Consider the following 21,381-nt stretch of genomic DNA (forward strand, 5'->3'; position numbering starts at 1 on the left):
ATGGGACCGGCAAGACCTGCGTTGAATGGAGCCGCGAAGTTTCTCGCATTACGCCTCTAGTCGAAGAGACAGATGGCCAACACCGGCGAGAGGCTCGGATGAATGCACCTACCACTTTCCAGGGAAACCAGATTGGAACGCCAGTTCGCTACGACCCGTCCGTTGAGCGTGTGGATGCGGGCGAAGTAGAGGCAATCAAAGGCCTGATCGCAACGATGCGATATGTTAACGAAAAGACGTTCGACGATAGTGGACATGCTATTCGATCTGTTCACGCCAAGAGTCATGGAATTCTTGAAGGATACTTTGAGGTAGACGCCAATCTTCCGCCGGAACTTGCTCAGGGATTATTTGCGCAACCGGGACGCTACCCCGCGGTACTGCGGCTGTCGACGGTGCCTGGGGACATCTTGGACGACAGTGTCTCAACGCCTCGCGGACTTTCGGTAAAAATCATCGGTGTAAAAGGGGAACGGCTCAGCGGATCGGAAAGTGACGTCACGCAGGACTTTCTGCTGGTCAATGGGCCGGCCTTCGGAGCGCCCACACCAAAGAAGTTTCTTCCGGTCATAACGCTGCTGTCGAAAACCACCGACCGGGTGCAAGGGCTCAAGAAGGCGTTGTCGCTGGTGATGCGCCAAGTGCAGCGAGTACTTGTGGCGGCTACCGGCCGTCCGAACCTGACGGTCGCAACTCTCGGAGGACAGCCCGAAACTCACATTCTGGGAGAAACATTTTACAACCAGGCACCTATTCGTTTCGGTGACTTCATCGCGAAAATCTCGGTTGCTCCGATCTCGCCCGAAATGGTTGACCTCAAGGACGCTCCGTTGAACCTGAACGGAGCTCCGAACGGGCTTCGAGAAGCTGTAGTCGAGTTCTTCAGGAAAAGCGGAGGGGTGTGGGAGGTCCGTGCGCAATTATGCACGGATCTGGAGCTCATGCCGATCGAGAACGCCGCCGCCGTTTGGCCGGAGGAAGCAAGTCCATACAGGCGGATCGGTCGCATCGAGGTTCCCCCTCAAACGGGCTGGAGCGAAGCAAGGTCATTCGCCGTCGATGACGGGATGCAATTTTCACCCTGGCACGGACTTGCGGCACACCGCCCGCTGGGTGGTATTATGCGAGCCCGGAAGGAAGTTTACGAGATGGCCAAGAAATTTCGCTCGGAACGCAACGGCCGTATCATCGAGGAGCCACGGGAAAAGCCCAATTTCGTCGACTAAGTCACGCACTCATAAGTCGAGGCGGCTTGGATCACGCGCGCTCAATGTCCGCTATGCTTCTGACAGCGGTGCGAAAGCGGACATCGCCGTAGGTTCGTGTGGGCCAGCAAGAGACATGGAGGGAAGCCGACAATAGTGGACGGCCGAGAGTGAACGTTCCAATTTGTTTGGGCGAGCATGCCCCAATCAGGGCGACGTTGTTGGGTGGCCGATATGACTATTCAGATCGAACCCCAGCACGCGATCTCGCCAAGTGAGATCGAGGAAATTGAAGACCGTCTGCATGAGCACAACAGTTATGTAACCGGGTGCCATGATGGACGAGCCTTAGGCTTTGTCATCCGCGACCGTTGGGACGGATGATCGGCGTCACGGCCGGCTATACGTGGGCAGGCAGTGCTGAACTGAAGCAGATGTGGATCGATGAAGCGTACCGGGGACGCGGTACGAGCGCGAATTACGCAACGCTTTTCCTTGAAAATATTTGCGCCAGTTACTGTCGGGAGATCGCTGAATTCCTCCGAGCCCTCCGCATACCGGACGACCCGTTGAAAATGCAGCGGTCGGCTTGGTTCGGCGTGGCTCTCCATGACTAATTTTGTTAGTCCGTGGTCGAGGTAGCCGGTAGTCATTGAGCCTCTCCGTTAGCCCCGGGCTCGGCTCGTTCGGGCAATGGGCTGAAAGCCTTGAAACGTTTACCATCCCCGATTAGGGAGCAAGCAGCAGGTCGCATCTACCAAGCGTAAAGGTGGACCAAAGGCGGACAGCCATCAATCTCCCGCGTGACCACAGTCGCGGTGCAGACTTCGTCATGGGGTCAAAGGCAGCGGTGAGTACGGTTCTGATATTCGTCCGGTCAATACTTGACGGCTGACCTTTGGCAGTCTCCGGCCATTGATCGGGCCCTAAGAGATCGATTTGCGCCTAGACACAGGTTACCGCGCACGAATAAAATGCTTCATGTTTAGCAATAAGCTGGCTGTGAACATTTGTAGGGCTGGAGAGATTGCATGTTCCGAAGTTCGCGGGGGAGACGTCCCGCCTTAGCAGCTACTCTTGCGGCGTTTGCACTGTTGTTTCCCTCACAACACGCCATAGCCGCAGGCAAGACCATCACCGCGGTGATGCATTCGGACCTCCGCATCATCGATCCGATCATGACCACCGCCTACATCACGCGTGATCACGGCTACATGGTTTACGATACGCTGATTGCGACAGACGCCAACTTCAAAATCCAGCCGCAGATGGCGGACTGGAAGATCTCCGACGACAAGCTCACCTACACCTTCACGCTACGCGAGGGTTTGAAGTGGCACGACGGAACGCCGGTCACCGCCGAGGACTGCGTCGCCTCTGTCAAGCGCTGGGCCGCGGTCGATGGCATGGGCCAGAAGCTCCTGGACTTCACCGCCAGCATCGAGGCGACGGACGCCAAGACCATCACGCTGAAGCTGAAGGAGCCGTACGGCCTCGTCCTCGAATCGATCGGCAAGCCGTCCTCGCGCGTCGCGTTCATGATGCCGAAGCGTCTGGCCGAGACGCCGCCGGACAAGCAGATCCCTGAGCAGATCGGTTCCGGCCCCTTCAAGTTCGTGCAGGGCGAATTCCAGCCGGGCGTGAAGGCGGTCTATGTCAAGAATACCGACTACGTGCCGCGCAAGGAGCCGGCCAGCTGGACCAGTGGCGGCAAGGTGGTGAAAGTCGACCGCGTCGAGTGGATCACTATGCCGGATGCGCAGACTGCGATGAACGCGCTACAGGCGGGCGATATCGATTTCATGGAAAACCCGACGTTCGAGATGCTGCCTACCCTCGAGAGCAACAAGGATCTCAAGGTCGAGACGCTGAACAAGTTCGGCTTCCAGGTGTTCGGCCGGATGAACTTCCTCTACCCGCCCTTCGACAACGTCAAGGTGCGCCGCGCGGCGCTGCTGGCAATCAACCAGAAGGACGTGCTTGATGCTCTGATCGGCAATCCCAAGTACTATAAGACCTGCGTGGCCTTGTTCATCTGCGACACTCCATTCGCAACCGATATCGGTGGCGAGACGTTGCTGAAAGGAGGCGATATGACCGCAGCCAGGAAGGCGCTCGCCGAGTCCGGCTATGACGGTACGCCAGTCGTCATCCCTGCGCCTATCGATGTCCTTTTGGTGAAGGCACAGCCCATCGTCGTAGCCCAGCAATTGCGAGAGGCCGGCTTCAAGGTCGACCTCCAGGCGACCGACTGGCAGACCGTTGTTAGCAGGCGCGCCAGTCAGAAGCCGCCGAAGGATAGCGGCTGGAACATGATCTTCACCAACTGGGCAAGCGCCGACGTGTCGAACCCGATTGCCAATCTCACGATCGGTGGTCAAGGCAGGAAAGGTGGCTGGTTCGGTTGGGCTGAAGATCCCAAGATCGAGCAGTTGAAAGACGAGTTCGTGCATGCTCCGTCGCTAGGCGCGCAGAAGAAGGTCGCGGTCGAGATCCAGCGGGAAGCGTACGATCAAGTGCTCTACATCCCGCTCGGTCAATATCAGGCGCCGAGCGCGTGGCGGAAGTCTCTAACCGGTGTGCTCGACGGTCCGGCGACGCCGATCTTCTGGAATATCGACAAGTCGGAGTAGAGAACAGCTGAGCCTCGGTCGTCGACGGAATGGCAACCCAACGCTCGATCAATTACGGGTCTCTACGGACGCGCTCGTCGTCGCGGCAGAAAGCGGCATTGGGGGCGGCGAGGGTGAATCTCCGGCGCGCCGGCCGCGCGCGGCGCAATCGGGCAAGCCATCCCAGATAACCTGGATCGAGATCAGGCCGTAGGAGTTGCTTCCGTGTCAGGAGACGGCAAGGCAGAAAGCACGGGTATCGTGCCGACGTTGGTGTCGCAGGGCCGCGACTCGCTTTTGCGCAGGATCAGACGTCAAGGCGCTAATGCACGCACACCGATCAACGTGCTCTCCGTCTCCGAGCGCGCATCGGCCAAGAGGCTCATTCACGAATACGAGTTGGCTCAACATCTCGACCGTGCCTGGGCGCTTCACCCGCTGGAACTTGCGCATGAAAATGGCCAGTCGACGCTGATACTTGAAGATCCCGGAGGCGAGTTGCTTAGCCATCTGCTGGATGGTCCGATGGACGTCGGGACGTTCCTTGGCTTCGCGATTTCCATCACGGTAGCTGTTAGTAGGATGCATCAACACGGTCTGGTCCACAAAGACCTGAAGCCCGCCAATATTCTTCTCGACCCCATTACGAAGCGGGCCTGGCTGACGGGTTTCGGCATCGCCTCGCGGCTGCCGCGCGAACGTCAGGTGCCCGCCCCCCCCGAGTTCATCGCGGGAACGTTGGCTTACATGGCGCCGGAGCAGACCGGACGAATGAACCGGTCAATCGATTCACGCACCGACCTGTACGCGCTCGGAGTGACCTTCTACCAAATGCTGACGGGAGGCCTACCTTTTGACGCCGTCGACGCGATGGAGTGGATTCATTGTCATGTCGCGCGACAACCGACCTCGCCGACCAGTCTTGTACCGACCGTGCCGCTGGCGATATCCGCAATCGTCGTCAAGTTGCTGGCGAAAGCGGCGGAGGATCGCTACCAGACCGCCATTGGTCTGGAGCACGACCTTCGCCGATGCCTGATGAATTGGCAGACTGGCCAGCGCGTTGATTCATTCGTTCTCGGCGAGCTAGATGTTCCGAGCAGGCTGCTGCTTCCGGAAAAGCTGTACGGACGTGAGCATGACATCAATACTCTGCTTGCCGCGTTCGACGGCGTATTGACAAATGGCATGCCAGAATTGGTATTGGTCTCTGGTTATTCCGGAATCGGCAAATCTGCAGTCGTAAATGAGCTGCACAAGGTTCTCGCTCCGCCGCGAGGACTATTTGCCTCGGGGAAATTCGACCAATACAAACGTGACATACCCTATGCGACCCTGGCGCAGGCTTTCCAGAGCATTCTTCGCCAGCTTCTTGGTGAGGATGAAGCGGAGCTGAGCAGATGGCGCGACAAGCTCATCCGGGCGATCGAGCCGAACGGCTTGCTGATCGCAGACCTCATCCCGGAGCTGAAGCTCATCATCGGGCCGCAGCCAGCGGTTTCGGAGCTTCCGCCTCAAGACGCAAAATCCCGTTTCCACATGGTTTTCCGGCGGTTCATCGCGGCGTTCGCGCGACCCGAACATCCTCTGGTGTTGTTCCTCGACGACTTGCAATGGGTTGACGTTGCCACGCTCGACCTGATCGAGAACCTGCTGACGCAGCAGGGCGTGTCTCACTTACTGCTTATTGGCGCCTATCGTGACAACGAGGTAGGCCCCGAGCACCCATTGATGGGAAAGATCGAGATAATCGCCGAAAGCAGGGCGAATATGCGGCACATCAGCCTGGCTGCCCTGGATAGCGATGATCTGACGCGGCTAGTGACTGACTCGTTGCGCTGCGAACCTCAGAGTGCCGCGCCGCTGGCCCGATTAATTTTTAACAAGACGGCCGGAAATCCATTCTTTGCGATTCAGTTCATTTCGGCACTGGTTGACGAGGGGCTGCTCGTTCTCGACTACGCCCGGGCGAGATGGTGCTGGGACCTTACGCGCATCGAGGCTAAGGGATACACGGACAACGTCGCGAACCTCGTGGTCGGTCGGTTAAATCGCCTTCCGGTCGAAACCCGGCAGGCGCTGCAGGAGCTCGCTTGCCTCGGCAACAGCGCTCAGGTGACGCTGCTCGTGATCATTCATGGGGGTTCGGAGAAAACGGTTCACGAAGATTTATGGGATGCACGACATGACGAGTTCGTCATTCGTTCGGAGGACTCCTACAGGTTCGCGCATGACCGCGTCCAGGAAGCCGCGTACTCCCTGATTTCAAAAGATCGGCGCGCCGAGACACATCTGAGAATAGGGCGTTTGCTCACAAGCCGCTTGCGACCTGCGGCGCGAGACGAGGTGATTTTCAATATCGTCGCTCAATTCGACGCGGGCTCCGAATTGATCACGTCACGCGACGAGCGCGAGCTGGTGGCCGAGCTGAACCTCATCGCCGGAAAACGCGCCAAGGCATCTGCGGCTCATGCTTCAGCGCTGAAATATCTGGTTGCTGGCGCAATGCTGCTGGCCGATGATCGCTGGGAGCGACGCCACTCTCTGGCCTTCGAGCTGGAAATGCATCAGGCCGAATGCGAGTTCTTGACTGGAATTTACGACGCTGCGCATCAGCGGCTGACCATGTTGTCATCCCGTGCCGTAACTCCGTTGCAGCAGTCCGCGGTGGCATGCCTGTGCGTGGACCTGTATGTCATGCACTACCAGACGGACCTCGCGATCGCGGCCTATCTTCGCTACCTTGCCCAACAAGGCATCAAATGGTCGGCTCACCCGACGGACGAGGAAGTACGGCGCGAATATGAGGAGGTTTATCGACGGCTCGGAGATCGTATCATCGAGGACATGGCAGAGCTGCCTTTGATGACCGACCCAGTCGCCTTAGCTACGATCGATGTTCTGGCCAAGGTCATAGCACTTACCGGAATGTTGACCGACGGCGTCAATATTCGCGGCATGATCGTTGGTCGGATGACAAACCTCAGCCTGCAATACGGTAATAGTGACGGTTCCTGCCTCGCTTACGTCTTGTTCGGTTTGATGGCGAGAACGCTTTTCGGCAACCTAGAGGATGGAAGCAGATTCGCTCGACTGGGATTCGAACTCGTCGAGAAGCGGAATCTGAAGCGCTTTCAAGGACGCACCTATCGGATCTTTGCAGAAGACGTCTCGCTGTGGACAGAGCATATCGGAATTGGCTGCGATCTCTTGAGACAGGGCTTCGAGGCTGCGAAGCGAACCGGCGAAGCCGCCTATGCGGCATACATCGTAGAGACGCGGACGAGGTTGCTTCTGGCATCCGGACAACCTCTCGCCGAAGTCCAGCTCGAAACCGAGATGGGACTGGAATTCGCGACGGCAGCACGTGTCGAATTCGTGGTTGACCTGATGTCCCAGCGGCTCGAATTCATCAGGGCTCTGCGTGGGCTGACTGCAAACGTTGTCTCGTCCTCCTCCCCTGGAGAGATTGACGCTGCGGCGTCCGATCGGAATTTGGTGATTGATCGGCAGAAATTGGTCGCCCGGTACTTTTTCCGCATGGGTAAACTCAAGGCTTGCTATCATGCGGGGGACTATCCCGCCGCCCTCGATGCGTCGCGCGGGGCCAAACCGCTGCTCTCCATCCCAACTGCGTTTGTCGAAAGGGCCGAATACCATTTCTATACCGGCCTTTGTCACGCAGCACTTGTGGAGTTGGCGGGCGTTGAGGGGCGGGAGCAGCACATGGACGCCCTTCTCGGGCACCAGAGGCAGATCGCGGCCTGGTCAGTTCAATGCCCGGATAATTTCGAGTGTCGAGCTGTTTTGTTGAGCGCTGAAGTGGCGCGCATCGAAGGACGTGAGCTGGATGCGCAGCGCATGTACGAGCGCGCGATTCATCTCGCTCGTGTGAACCGTTTTCACCAAAACGAGGCGATTGCCAATGAACTTGCGGGACGTTTCTATCTTGCGCGCGGCTTTGAGCGCATCGGGGATGCATATTTTCGGGAAGCTCGGAACTGCTATTCACGCTGGGGCGCCGAAAGCAAGGTACGGCAGCTCGATCGGATTCATCCGTATTTGGCTACTCCGGAGGGGCAGCTTCCCGCGATTATTGGCTCCCCGATCCAGCACCTGGATGTCGCAAGCGTCGTGAAGGCCTCTCAGGCTTTGTCTAGCGAGATCGTGTTATCGAAGTTGATCGAGCGGCTGATGACGATCGCGATCGAGAACGCAGGAGCTGATCGCGGCCTTTTGATTCTGCCGTCCGGGAACGGATATTTGATTCAGGCAGAGGCGCGAGCGACGGCGGATCAGATCGAAGTCACCATACAGGAGGAGCCGATTTCTTCGGTCGTCTGCCCCGAATCACTCGTTCGATATGTCGTCCGTACAACAGAAAGCGTGATTCTCGATGATGCTTCCAAGCCCAACCCCTTCTCCGGGGACAGATATCTGCGCGATCGGCAATCGAAGTCGATTCTTTGCCTGCCATTGATGAAGCAGCGGCAGTTGATCGGGGTTCTACTTCTCGAGAATACGTTGACGTCTCACGTGTTCACCGCGGCCCGAATCTCTGTCTTGGAATTGTTGGCGGCACAAGCTGCGATCTCGCTGGAAAATACGCGTCTCTATAGTGATCTCCAGGAACGAGAAGCAAAAATCCGCCGCTTGGTCGATGCCAACATTATAGGGATTTACATCATCGAGTTCGGAGGTCGGATCATTGAAGCGAACGACGCCTTTCTCGGCATGTTGGGATACGAGCGTAGGGAGCTCGTTTCGGGTCACCTGAGTTGGATGGATCTCACGCCGCCGGAGTGGCACGCGCATGATGCGCTGCGGGTTGAGGAGGTGAAGACGACCGGCTGCCTGAGGCCATTCGAGAAAGAGTATTTAAGAAAGGATGGCAGGCGCGTACCGGTACTGGTAGGCGTAGCCCGCATCGAGGAAACTAAGAACCAAGCCGTCGCTTTCGTTATTGATTTGACCGAGCGAAAGCGCGCCGAGGCCGAATTGGCGCATGCGAACCGCGTCGCGACAATGGGTCAGCTCTCAGCCTCCATTGCCCACGAAGTCAATCAGCCACTCGCGGCCCTGCTTACTAATGCCGAAACCGCTGTGCGCTGGCTCGTCCACCAGCCGCCAAATCTGGAAAAGGCCAAGCCGTTGATCGACCGTGTTATCGGCGACGGCAGGCGGGCCGCTGATATTGTGAGCCGGATTCGTGATTTCTCTAAAAAGGCGCCCGCGCGGCGGGAATATCTGGATATTAACGAAGCCATTTTGGATATTATGGGGTTGACGCGAGTTGCGACGTCACAGCATAGCGTTTCAGTGACAATGCAATTGTCAGAGGGGCTGCCGCGCATTCTGGGAGACTGGGTCCAGTTGCAACAGGTGGTCCTCAACCTCATAATGAACGCCATTGAAGCGATGAGCGAGGTTAGCGACGGATCGCGCGAGTTGCTGATCAGCACGGGCAAGGTCGATGCGGCCAGCGTGTTCGTCACGGTAATGGATACGGGGCCGGGACTACCTCAGGCAAATGTTGAGCGTCTCTTCGAGGCCTTCTATACGACCAAGGCCAGTGGCTTAGGCATGGGGTTGTCGATTTGCCGCCAGATTGTCGAGGCGCATGACGGTAGGCTATGGGCAACGCCGAACGAGCCTCGCGGCGCTGTCTTTCGCATGACGCTGCCGATTAGGGAAAGATCGCCTGAAAGGCGAGACTGTTCTGAGGCCTGAAGAGGCGAACGTATCTCGGCTCCGTGGCGTCGCCGAATCCATCGAAAGTCAGAGAGTCCGCGTGTACTCTTAAAAGCACAGATGTCCACGCTGGGTTACAACCGGTAGAGCTTCAAAGGAGCATATGATTTCCGCGTTGCCTACCAAACCCGACATCCACGCGTTCATGAGCACACCAGCTCTTCTCCCGCAATCCCAACGGATCATACGTTGATATGATCGCCCGCTCCTTGTGTTGTATGGCAATGTTGTTGGGCAGCTTGCATCGTTCAGTCAACTAATTGAGGGATTGGCCGCTCGTTTTAGAAGCAACCCGGTTCGTAATGACGCTGATGCTTGTAATGCTGAGGCCGGGACGCTTGATCGTTGTATGCTGGATCGGTCCTGCGGGTCTTTTTGGAGAGTTTTCACTGGGGTGTGATGATGAGGTTGACGCGTCGAGGCTTCATTCAGCTGACGGGGGCTGGGCTGGCAACATCCAGCTTGAGCGCTCTGGGTTTTGGCAATATCGGAGAAGTTTTGGGGGCCGCAATCCGGCCGTTCAAGCTCACCGCCACCACCGAGACACGCAACACGTGCACCTACTGCTCAGTTGCCTGTGGCATTCTCATCTACAGCATGGGTGACCGTGCCAAGAATGCGCGGTCCAATATCATCCATATCGAGGGCGATCCGGATCATCCGGTCAATCGAGGAACGCTGTGCCCGAAGGGCTCCGCGCTGCTCGATATCGTTCATGCTCCGACCCGGCTGAAAGTTCCGAAATACCGGGCGGCTGGCAGCAAGGAATTCAAGGAAGTGTCGTGGGACTTCGCGCTCGGTCGCATTGCGCGACTGATGAAGGACGATCGCGACAAGAATTTCATAGCCAAGAACAAGGCCGGGGGCACGGTTAACCGCTGGATCAGCACAGGCATGCTGGCCGCGTCCGCGTCGTCCAGCGAAACGGCGTACGCGACCTGGAAGGTCGCCCGTTCGCTGGGCATGGTGGTGTTCGACAACCAGGCGCGTGTCTGACACGGACCGACGGTGGCCAGTCTGGCCCCAACATTCGGTCGCGGTGCAATGACCAACACCTGGCAGGACATCAAGAATGCCAATGTGGTCATCGTCATGGGCGGCAATGCCGCCGAGGCGCATCCATGCGGCTTCAAATGGGTGATCGAAGCCAAGATCGAGAACGCAGCCAAACTGGTGGTGGTCGATCCCCGCTTCACGCGCACGGCCTCGGTGGCGGACATTTACGCGCCGATTCGACCGGGTACCGATATCGCGTTCCTCAACGGATTGATTCGCTACCTGCTGGAAAAGAACGCGATCCAGCACGAGTATGTGCGCGCTTACACCAACGCGAGCCTCATCGTGAAGGAGGGCTTCGATTTCGAAGCCGGACTGTTCAGCGGCTACAATGAGGAAACCCGCAGCTACGACAAGTCGAGCTGGGATTACGAGTTCGACGAGCAGGGGTTTGCCAAAGCGGACGACAGCCTTCAGAATCCTCGTTGCGTCATCAACCTACTGCGCAAGCATGTCGAACGATATACGCCCCAAATGGTGTCGCGGATCTGCGGGACCCCCCAGGAGAAATATCTCGAAATCTGTGAACTGATCGCAACCACGGCTGTGCCCGATAGGGCGATGACGAGCCTGTTCGCGCTCGGTTGGACCCAGCATTCGGTCGGCGCGCAAAACATTCGCGCCATGGCGATGGTCCAGTTGCTGTTGGGTAACATTGGTGTCGCCGGCGGCGGCATGAATGCGCTGCGTGGTCATTCCAATATCCAAGGACTAACCGACGTCGGTCTGCTGTCGAACGCGATGCCTGGTTATATGAATCTGCCGGTCGATCACGAAGCGACATTCGACGATTACATGAAAACGCGAGGTTTCAAGCCGCTGCGGCCGGGTCAGATCAGCTACTATCAGAACACCCGAAAGTTTTTCGTCAGTTTCCAGAAGGCGATCTATGGCGACGCTGCGCGCGCCGAGAACGATTGGGCTTATGACTGGCTGCCGAAGCTGGATGTCCCGCTCTACGACATCATCCGCGCCTTCGAGATGATGGATAAGGGCGAGATGACCGGTTACATCTGCCAGGGCTTCAATCCGTTGCAGGCGTTTCCCGACAGGGGCAAGATCCGCCGTGCTCTCGGCAAGCTCAAGTTTCTGGTCACGATGGATCCGCTGGACACCGAGACCTCGCGCTTCTGGGAGGATTTTGGGCCGCAGAATCCATCCGATCCGGCCAGTGTTCAGACCGAGGTCTTCCAACTGCCGACGACATGCTTTGCGGAAGAAAACGGCTCACTCGTCAACTCGGCGCGCTGGCTCCAATGGCACTGGAAGGCTGCCGATGCACCGGGTGAAGCCAAGTCCGATATCTGGATAATGGCCGGTATCTTCCACCGGATACGCGAACTCTATCGCCAGGAGGGCGGCACGTTCCCTGATCCGATCCTGAGCCTGACGTGGAACTACACGGACCCGACCGATCCCAATCCCGATGAACTCGCCAAGGACATGAACGGCCGTGCTCTGGTCGATTTGAAGGACACAAGTGGAGCCGTCATCGTGCACGCGGGAAAGCTGCTCGATGGCTTCGCGCAGCTGCGGGACGACGGCACGACCTCATCCGGCTGCTGGATTTTCTCGGGCTCCTTCACAGAAAAAGGCAACCAGATGGCGCGGCGCGATGCGACCGATCCACGCGAGCAAGGCATCGCCCCGAGCTGGGCCTGGGCTTGGCCTGCCAACCGGAGAATTCTCTACAACCGCGCCAGCGCTGATCCGGAAGGCAAGGCGTGGAATCCGAGGAAGCCGGTCATCGAATGGAACGGCATCCAGTGGGTGGGGCTCGATGTCCCCGATTACACTCCCACCACCAAGCCGTCGGAGGGAGTGGGTCCATTCATCATGAATGCCGAAGGCCTCGGGCGCCTTTTCTCGCGGGATCAGATGGTCGAAGGACCCTTTCCCGAACATTACGAACCGTTCGAATCGCCTTCGGCAAACATTCTGCATCCGAAAGTTCAATCCAATCCGGCCGCGCGCGTATTTGCTGACGATATGGCAGCGTTCGGCGACCCTTCGAAATACCCCTATGTGGCGACCACGTATCGCTTGACAGAACATTTCCACTTCTGGACCAAGCACGCGAGAATGAATGCTGTTCTGCAGCCGGAGGAATTCGTCGAGATCGGTGAAGCCCTTGCGAAGGAGAAGGGCATCGTTCAGGGGGGCTGGGTGCGCGTGTCCTCCAAGCGGGGATTTGTGGTGTGCAAGGCCTATGTCACGAAGCGCATTCGCCCCATGGCTGTGAATGGCAGCGCAATCCACGTCATCGGCGTTCCCCTGCATTGGGGATTTACCGGTCAGGCCCGGAAAGGGTACGGCGCCAACACCCTGACCCCGTCCGTTGGCGATGCCAACACGCAGACGCCGGAGTTCAAGGCCTTTTTGGTCGATGTCGAAGCAGCGAACGGCCCTGTGGCCTGAAGGAGCAGCGAGTGGCAGATCTCCAGTCCCAAGACATTATCCGGCGGTCAGCCTCGACTTTGACGCCGCCGTCGGTTCGCAGCAATGTACAGGAAGTCGCGAAGCTCATCGACGTCAGCCGCTGCATCGGGTGCAAAGCATGCCAGTCCGCCTGCATGGAATGGAACGATCTGCGACCCGAGATCGGCCACTTCGAAGGATCTTACGACAATCCCGCGGATCTGGCGCCCAGTGTCTGGACGTTGATGCGCTTCACCGAATGGGAGAACGAACAGGGCAATCTCGAATGGCTGATCCGCAAGGACGGCTGCATGCATTGCGAAGATCCCGGTTGCCTGAAGGCCTGTCCTGCTCCGGGAGCGATCGTGCAATATGCCAACGGGATCGTCGATTTCGTCAGCGATAATTGCATTGGTTGCGGCTATTGCCTGAAGGGTTGTCCATTCGACATTCCACGCATCAATCCGGTCGATCACAAGTCCTACAAGTGCACCTTGTGCTCGGACCGTGTCGGAGTGGGACTAGAGCCAGCATGCGTGAAAGCGTGTCCGACCGGCGCGATCATGTTCGGCGCGAAGAGCGACATGACGGATTATGCTCAGGATCGTATTGAAGATCTGAAGTCGCGCGGATTCGAAAATGCCGGGCTCTACGATCCCCCTGGGGTGGGCGGCACCCATGTTATGTACGTCTTGCATCATGCCGATAAGCCGTCGATCTATGCCGGATTGCCCGACAAGCCTCATGTCAGCAGCTTGGTCAGCTTCTGGAAGGGGATTATCAAGCCGGTGGCCCTAGCGGGCGTCGGCCTCACGGCGCTCGCCGGTTTGCTTCATTGGATCACGGCTGGACCGAATGAGGTGCAGCCTAGGGATGAAGCCGACGCCGAGCGTTTGTCGCAGACAGGTGAGCAGTCATGACATATCCGAAAGGGGCGCTCGTGCGTTACGGGATAGCCGGTCGGATCAATCACTGGATCACGGCAGGGTGTTTTGTGCTGCTCGTATTGTCGGGCCTCTCGATGTTTCATCCCATGCTGTTCTTTCTCTCGCAGCTGTTCGGCGGCGGCCAATGGACGCGGGCGGTCCATCCCTGGATCGGCGTGATTTTGATGGTCAGCTATAGCGGGTTGATCATTCAGTTCTGGCGCGATCAAACGTGGACGAAGGATGACCTTGCGTGGACCAAAGCCATGGATCATGTGCTGGCCAATGAAGAGGAGGGCGTACCGGAAGTCGCGCGCTTCAACGCCGGCCAAAAATTCGTCTTTTGGGCGATGGCGCTGCTCGTGTCAGCACTTTTTTTCAGTGGTCTGATGATCTGGGAAGTCTACTTCTTCCCATATTCGACGATCGAGCAGCAGCGCGTCGCTTTGCTCGTACATAGTCTGGCGGCGATCGCGGCGATCGTCATCTGGATCGTCCACGTTTATGCCGGCCTGTGGATTCGTGGCTCGTTGCGGGCCATGATGCACGGCTGGGTGACGCCGGGGTGGGCCTACCGACACCACCGGAAATGGTTTCGCAGCCTCGTCGACACCGGATCTCGAGGTCCGTCTCCGAACGGCAGCGCCGTGCCTGTGAGGAAGAGCCAGTGAAACAAGGCGGATTCGCACCCGAGGGAAAGTGGACCGGACACGCGCCTGGCGGCGTCAACGCGCCCGCGCCGATCCTCCTTCCCGATCCCGGCAGGAGATTTGCCGATACTGCGCTGCGACTGGAAACACTCGCTCCGGGACATCCAATGCAGGAATGGCTCTGCTTCATGGCGGAACTGGCTCACGCTCAGGCCGTGGCGGTCAACATGCTTCCGCCTCTCAAGGCTCTGGAACAAGTGGTCGTCGATCACGCCGTGCGAGCCCGTACCCCGCCGCTCGACCCGGATAGATATCGCAGGGATGCGGCCTGGCGTGATGGTCTCCGCATACTGCTGGACCACTTCGAGAGCTCCCAGAGCCCGATCAGGATGGTCGTTGCCAGATTGCGCAAACTTGAACCTGCTGCGATCGAAACCATGGCAGACGAGTTTCTCCATGGAAGTATCGATACGGCGGATGCCGCGCCGGCATTGTACATCGCGGCTGCACTGCAGGTCTATTTCAGCCACATGGCCGCGAAGCTGGAGGTCAACTCGCTTCGGCTGCTGCCGCAGCGCGGATTGTGCCCCTGCTGCGGGTCGACTCCGAGCGTTGGCCTGGTGACGGCCACCGGGCAGATCCCAGGCGCGCGCTATCTTTGTTGCTCATTATGCGCCACGGCCTGGAATCATGTTCGGGCCGCCTGTATCACCTGCGGCGGGTCGAGATCCGTCTCCCTTGAAGCCATCGACGGTGATGCGGGGATCGTCAAGGCCGAGACCTGCAACGACTGCCACACCTACGCCAAGATGATCTATCTTGCACAGGACACGAAAGCCGACCCCGTTGCGGATGACCTTGCCTCATTGGGACTCGACATTCTGGTCGCCGAGTCCGGCTGGTCGCGTCATGCGCCCAATCCGCTTCTCCTCGTTGCTCGCTGAGCGCTAGAAGTTCAGTGTCATTGCCAGCAATCCACCCGCGACACCGAATGCTACCACGCACAATGTCACGAGCAGGAGCGTCTGTGGCCGGAACGAACGGGAGATGATCGCTAAGGAGGGCAAGCTGACCGGCGGCAGTGTCATCAACAGCGCTGCCGCGGGACCGACACCGACGCCGAGGGACAGCATCGCCTGGACGATCGGTACTTCGCCTGCGGTTGGAATGACGAAGATCGTACCGGCGATCGCGAGGCCGATGATCCATCCAACCGTATTGTGGATTTCTGGGCCCGCGTGGGGGAATAGCCAGGCCCGCGCCGCTCCGAGCAGCAGCACGAGGATGATGTATTCCGGAATAAGGCGCACGGCCATACGCCGTAGAATGTCCAGCCAGCGCGTGAAGCTTCCGGAAACGGTGGTCTCGGCGGCGAGCTGCGCAATCCTCCGGTCGGCTAGTTCCGCCTCGTCCGGAGTCATCGTCCGGTTCACCAGGTAGCCGACGCCAAACACCATCAATATGCCGAGGCCAAATCTCAGTGCTGTCCAATTCCAACCCAGCACAAAGCCCATGAAGATCAGCGTCGCCGGGTTCAGCACGGTATTGCCGAGCCAGAACGAGATTGCGGCGCCTGGAGAAGATTCGCGCTCACGGAGACCGACGACCACCGGTGCAGCACAGCAGGTGCACATCATGCCCGGAAGCGAGAGCAGGGCGCCCCTAGCGACGCTGGCGAAGCCGATGCCGCCGAACAACCTCGCGATCCACTGAACCGGTAGCAGCGCCTGGACTGCGGAGCCGAGCAGCAGACCCAGAACCATTGCCTGCCAAATGGCCTTGCCATAGGCCGATGCGTAGCCGAGAGCGGCCTCCCAGGATGGTGCAGGCGGGGCGTTCGCCGTTCCCATCAGGATCGATGATCCAATCGAATGGTTGGCCGCGGCCACGAAGGCCCTGTTGTAGTAGGGAAACCACTTCACATAAAAAAGGCCGGCCAGGGCGATCAGCAGAAAGACGATCCATCCCGGTGCCGGATTGACGAAGCTCGTCTGTCGGATGCTGGCTTTCATCGATTTTCGCCTCACGAGAGCAAACAGCTTCACAACGTAGTAAAGCATGCCCGAAATTGCGATCACGCTTGTGTATGATTGCCGGTGCATTCGCCTGATACTAATAGATGGTGCGGTTAGGGATTTCTCTCATGCCGGTTTCGTTCATGCGTCTGACAGATCTCGCCCATGGCGGCGGTTGTGGCTGCAAGCTTGCGCCCTCCGTTCTGCAGCAATTGCTCGCCAATCAGCCGGCAGCGTTACCTTATGCCCAACTTCTCGTCGGCACCGAGACGAGCGACGACGCCGCCGTTTGGCAGATCGACGACAAGATATGCGTCATCGCCACGACGGATTTTTTCATGCCCGTCGTGGACGACCCTTACGATTTCGGAAGGATTTCCGCCACCAACGCGTTATCGGACGTCTATGCGATGGGTGGAAAGCCGATCATGGCTCTCGCGATTTTGGGCATGCCGTTGGGCAAGCTGCCGCTCAACGCCGTCAGCCAAATCCTCGAAGGTGGCGCATCTGCCTGCGCCCAGGCGGGCATCCCGGTGGCCGGCGGGCACTCAATCGACTCCGCGGAGCCAATCTACGGCCTCGCCGTGATTGGACTGTGCAGTCCCGAAAATGTCCGTAGGAACTCGGGAGCCCGTGCTGGTGATGCGCTGATCCTGACCAAGGGAATCGGCGTCGGGATATACTCTGCGGCATTCAAGAAGCTTGCTCTGTCCGACGAGGCCTATTCGGAGATGATTGCTTCCACAACGCTGTTGAACCGGATTGGTCATGTCCTGGCGCAGGACGACGACGTGCACGGCGTCACGGATGTCACCGGCTTCGGTCTGCTCGGTCATGGCCTCGAACTGGCACGCGGCGGTGGCGTGGCGCTAACTATCGCGCAGGCGAGCATTCCTTTCCTTGAGCGCGCCGAAGCACTCGCTGAAGCCGGCTATATCACCGGGGCGTCGGGCCGCAACTGGGAAAGCTACGGGCATCAGGTCTCACTGCCGCCCTGCCTTCCGGCCTGGCAACGCGCGCTGCTCACAGATCCGCAGACGTCCGGCGGACTTCTCGTCAGTTGCAGATCGGATCGGGCTGAAACGATCCGCGCGATGATCGAGGCGGAGGGTTATCCTCGGGCTATGATCATCGGCAGCGTCGCGGCCGGCGAACCTGGTGTTCGAGTCGTCTAAGAACATGTTTGAACGACTATCGCCGAAGTGATGACAACGCGGAGTTCGAAGCGTGTCGAGTGTCAGCGAGAAAACCGTGCCGGAGGAGGAACAAACTCTGGATGCGCGGCTCCGCGCCCTCCCATCGGTGAGCGCAGTGTTAAATGCATCGCAAGCGTCGAATTTGGTGCATCGCTTTGGCCGGCACGTTTCTACGGAGGCGATCCGGGCAACTCTACTAGAAACGCGGCAGGCGATTAAGCTCGGTGCAGCGGTGCTCGATGCGGAATGTGTTGCACGTCAGACGCTAGCACGGCTTGAAACGAATAATTGTTCCGGCTTGCGCCCGTTGTTCAACTTAACCGGGACGATATTGCACACCAATCTTGGTCGGGCAGTCCTCGCCGAAGGCGCTATCGAGGCCGCAAACGCGAGCATGCGAAGTGCTGTTGCACTGGAGTTTGATCTAGCCACAGGAAAGCGTGGCGAGCGCGACGATTACGTTCGATCCCTCTTGTGCGAACTCACGGGCGCCGAAGATGCAACGGTCGTCAACAACAATGCAGCTGCGGTCTTTCTATGTCTCAACACGCTCGCACTGGGGCGGGAAGCGATTGTTTCTCGCGGCGAGTTGATCGAGATCGGTGGCGCATTCCGGATGCCGGATATCATGGCGCGGGCCGGAACCAAAATGGTCGAAGTCGGGACTACAAACCGTACTCACGCACGGGACTACCGCGCTGCTCTCAGTGAAGCGACGGGTGTTATTCTTAAGGTTCATACGTCGAATTACCGGATCCAGGGCTTTACCGCGGAAGTTGGAGCTGCCGAACTTGCCTCGATTGCGCGCGAAAACAACCTGCCACTCCTCAACGATTTGGGTTCCGGGACGCTGATCGATGTCGCACGTTTCGGTCTCAAGCAAGAGCCGACGGTGCGCGAAGCGGTGTCGCAAGGCGCCGGCCTCGTGACATTCTCCGGCGACAAGTTGCTCGGTGGGCCGCAGGCTGGCTTCATCGTGGGTGAGCGGGGGCTGATTGCGGAGGTAAATCGGAACCCTATGAAGCGCGCCTTGCGCATTGACAAGATAAGGCTCGCCGCTATCGAAGCAACCTTGAAGTTATACCGAGATCCTGATCGACTCTCGGAACGCCTGCCGGCCTTGCGAGCAATGGCGCGGTCACAGGCCGACATTCGAGCGCAGACCCAGCGACTGCAACCGGTCTTGGCGAGATCACTCGCCCCTTGCTACGTCGTTGAATGCTGCGACTGCGAAAGTCAGATCGGATCCGGCGCATTGCCGCTGGACACGATCGCGAGCGCCGGTCTGGTAATGCGGTCGAAGAATGGCTGCGGCGGGCTCGAAAAGCTGGCGGCCGCGCTGCGCGGGTTGAAGCGGCCGGTGATCGGGCGGATCGCAAACGGCGGCCTGACCCTCGATCTGCGTTGCCTGGACGACGAGGACGAGTTCGTTTCAGCGGTCACCGGTCTGGAGCCCTGGCCGGTTGAACTCTCGATTGGACAACCCCGATGATCGTCGGCACGGCCGGTCACATCGATCATGGCAAGACCGCGTTGGTCAAGGCGCTGACCGGCGTCGACGGAGATCGGCTGAAGGAAGAAAAGGCACGCGGGATTACCATCGATCTCGGCTTTGCATTTCTTCCGATAGCAAAGGACAAAACGCTCGGCTTCATCGACGTTCCCGGTCATGAACGCCTAGTCCACACCATGCTCGCTGGTTCCACCGGTATTGACGTCGCGTTGCTGGTCGTTGCCGCGGACGATGGCGTCATGCCACAGACGCGCGAGCATCTGGCCATTCTCGACCTGCTTGGCATCGAGCGTGCCATTGTGGCGCTAACGAAGGTCGACATCGCTACGCCGGAGCGTATTGAGGAAGTGACTTCTGAAATAAGCCGGGCGATCGCCGGAACCAAGTTGGAAGGGGCGGAAATAATTCCAGTGTCGGCGCGGAAAGGCGAGGGCATAGCTTCGTTGCGCAGGCAGTTGGAAGCGGCGATGGATGATATCCCAAAGCGCTCCAGTGTGAACCGATTTCGCCTCGCCGTCGATCGCGTGTTCACGCTGACCGGTGTCGGCGTCGTCGTCACCGGCACCGTGCTGTCCGGCTCCGTATGCCCTGGCGATCGCGTAACAGTCAGCCCATCGGGCCTGACCGCTAGGGTCCGTTCGTTGCATGCCCAAAGCGAGCCCGCAGAACGCGGACAAGCGGGTGATCGATGCGCGCTCAATCTGGTTGGCGACGGCGTATCGAGGGAGAGCATCCATCGCGGCGACATGGTGCTTGATCCCAAACTACACGCTCCGACTGACCGGATCGACGCGCGGTTACATCTGTTGCCGGGCGAGACCCGGGCGCTGCGGCAGCGGCTGCCCGTGCGGCTTCATCATGGCTCGGCCGAAGTCGGCGCGCACATCGTCATCCTGAGCAACGAGACGATTCAGCCCGGGGATGCCGCCGACGTTCAGCTCGTGCTGGATCGGCCGATAGCAGCGACGGTCCCAGACCGCTTCATTGTCCGAGATGTGTCGGCCCAGCGCACTCTTGGCGGCGGTAGGTTCATCGATTTGCGACCGCCGGCTCGAAAGCGACGCACGATCGAACGTCAGGCGCAACGCGCTGCCCATGCCATCGTCGAGCACGTCGCGGCCATCGAGGCCTTGCTCGCGACGCCTCCGTTCGCCTGGGACATTGCGGTCATTGCCCGCGATCGCGCGCTGACCGCGTCTCGGATCAAGGAGATTTCGGAAGCGTTACGCTTGGTTCTGCTTGATGCCGGAACATCCCTAATCGCCATCGCGCCGCGCCGTTGGCAAGCGTTCGGTGCCATGCTTGTCGAGCAACTTACGGCCTATCACGCCGAAAATCCCGACGCTCAGGGCATCGGCCGGGACAAGCTGCGGCTCCTCTTGCAGCCCAAGCTGCCAGCCGCAGTGTTCGTCGTCGCGTTGCAGAAGGTTGCCGTCGGCGGTAACATTGTACTTGACGGCTCGTTCGTGCGCATGGCTACGCACGCGGTTCGTTTGGCGTCTCGTGATGAGGCCGCGTGGGCCAACATCGCTCCGCTGCTCGCCGGCGAGACACGCTTTCGTCCGCCTCGCGTTCGGGATATCGGCATGACGACATCATATCCGGAACGCGACGTCCGTCGGCTGCTCAAAATGGCGGGACGTCTGGGTTGGGTCGATGAGGTGGCCCACGATCGTTTCTTCCTGCGCTCGACAGTTCACGAACTAGCGACGATTGCAGCTGGTCTCGCGGCTTGCAGTCGAAAGTCGGGCTTCACCGCTGCGCAGTTTCGCGACCGCGTCGACAATGGGCGCAAGGTCGCCATCCAGATTCTCGAATTCCTCGATCGGCACGGCGTCACTGTCAACCGAGACGAATTACGCCGTGTCAACACGCACTGTCTGGACTTGTTCGCATCTCCGGCTCCTACGTTTGACAAAGACAATGGAAGAGAATCGTCCCTGGTGGGGCGTTCGGACTTCAAATCCGGGTGAGGCAGCCAGCTGTCTCAGGTGGGTTCGACTCCCGCTCTCTTCCGCCACTTCCGAATCCAGGATGTA

General features: G+C 58.9%; 12 protein-coding genes and 1 tRNA gene. 12 read left to right on the top strand and 1 reads right to left on the bottom strand.

Annotated elements, in window-relative coordinates:
- The first annotated feature begins 98 nt into the window (after positions 1–98).
- The 8 genes from QA642_RS04905 (at position 99) to fdhE (ending at position 15,562) form a co-directional block, all read left to right on the top strand.
- Positions 99–1,226, top strand: a complete 1,128-nt coding sequence (locus tag QA642_RS04905; RefSeq protein ID WP_283083649.1) for a catalase family protein — start codon at positions 99–101, stop codon at positions 1,224–1,226.
- A 213-nt stretch (positions 1,227–1,439) separates the two neighbouring features.
- Positions 1,440–1,589 carry a hypothetical protein gene (locus QA642_RS04910; protein WP_283083650.1) on the top strand — a complete coding sequence of 50 codons (150 nt, stop codon included), beginning with the start codon at positions 1,440–1,442 and terminating at the stop codon, positions 1,587–1,589.
- 761 nt (positions 1,590–2,350) lie between these two features.
- The gene (locus QA642_RS04915; RefSeq protein ID WP_283086804.1) at positions 2,351–3,838 is read left to right on the top strand and encodes an ABC transporter substrate-binding protein; all 1,488 of its coding nucleotides are present in this window, start codon (positions 2,351–2,353) and stop codon (positions 3,836–3,838) included.
- A 204-nt stretch (positions 3,839–4,042) separates the two neighbouring features.
- Entirely contained in the window at positions 4,043–9,547 is a 5,505-nt protein-coding gene (locus QA642_RS04920; RefSeq protein WP_283083651.1) for an ATP-binding sensor histidine kinase, read from the top strand.
- Between the two features lie 423 nt (positions 9,548–9,970).
- Positions 9,971–13,042 (top strand): formate dehydrogenase-N subunit alpha, encoded by a 3,072-nt coding sequence (gene fdnG / locus QA642_RS04925; protein ID WP_283086805.1) that lies wholly within the window; start codon positions 9,971–9,973, stop codon positions 13,040–13,042.
- A gap of 11 nt (positions 13,043–13,053) precedes the next feature.
- Complete coding sequence (fdxH, locus tag QA642_RS04930) at positions 13,054–13,962, top strand: formate dehydrogenase subunit beta (RefSeq protein WP_283083652.1); 909 nt, start codon at positions 13,054–13,056, stop codon at positions 13,960–13,962.
- The gene (locus QA642_RS04935) at positions 13,959–14,639 is read left to right on the top strand and encodes a formate dehydrogenase subunit gamma (RefSeq protein ID WP_283083653.1); all 681 of its coding nucleotides are present in this window, start codon (positions 13,959–13,961) and stop codon (positions 14,637–14,639) included. Before fdxH ends, QA642_RS04935 begins: the two co-directional genes overlap by 4 nt.
- Positions 14,636–15,562 carry a formate dehydrogenase accessory protein FdhE gene (fdhE, locus tag QA642_RS04940; RefSeq protein WP_283083654.1) on the top strand — a complete coding sequence of 309 codons (927 nt, stop codon included), beginning with the start codon at positions 14,636–14,638 and terminating at the stop codon, positions 15,560–15,562. Before QA642_RS04935 ends, fdhE begins: the two co-directional genes overlap by 4 nt.
- Before the next feature lie 3 nt (positions 15,563–15,565).
- Here the strand turns inward: fdhE and QA642_RS04945 are convergent, their stop codons facing one another.
- Complete coding sequence (locus QA642_RS04945; protein WP_283083655.1) at positions 15,566–16,630, bottom strand: permease; 1,065 nt, start codon at positions 16,628–16,630, stop codon at positions 15,566–15,568.
- 131 nt (positions 16,631–16,761) lie between these two features.
- Here QA642_RS04945 and selD point away from each other — a divergent pair, with 131 nt between their 5' ends.
- The 4 genes from selD to QA642_RS04965 all read left to right on the top strand — a co-directional run bounded on the left by selD (position 16,762) and on the right by QA642_RS04965 (position 21,362).
- Positions 16,762–17,808, top strand: a complete 1,047-nt coding sequence (gene selD / locus QA642_RS04950) for a selenide, water dikinase SelD (protein WP_283083656.1) — start codon at positions 16,762–16,764, stop codon at positions 17,806–17,808.
- 52 nt (positions 17,809–17,860) lie between these two features.
- The gene (gene selA, locus QA642_RS04955; RefSeq protein ID WP_283083657.1) at positions 17,861–19,321 is read left to right on the top strand and encodes an L-seryl-tRNA(Sec) selenium transferase; all 1,461 of its coding nucleotides are present in this window, start codon (positions 17,861–17,863) and stop codon (positions 19,319–19,321) included.
- Complete coding sequence (gene selB, locus QA642_RS04960) at positions 19,318–21,315, top strand: selenocysteine-specific translation elongation factor (protein WP_283086806.1); 1,998 nt, start codon at positions 19,318–19,320, stop codon at positions 21,313–21,315. Before selA ends, selB begins: the two co-directional genes overlap by 4 nt.
- A tRNA-Sec gene (locus tag QA642_RS04965) sits at positions 21,268–21,362 on the top strand. Before selB ends, QA642_RS04965 begins: the two co-directional genes overlap by 48 nt.
- Positions 21,363–21,381 lie beyond the last annotated feature (19 nt).

This window comes from Bradyrhizobium sp. CB2312 (genome assembly GCF_029714425.1).
In the GTDB taxonomy this organism is placed as follows: Bacteria; Pseudomonadota; Alphaproteobacteria; order Rhizobiales; family Xanthobacteraceae; genus Bradyrhizobium.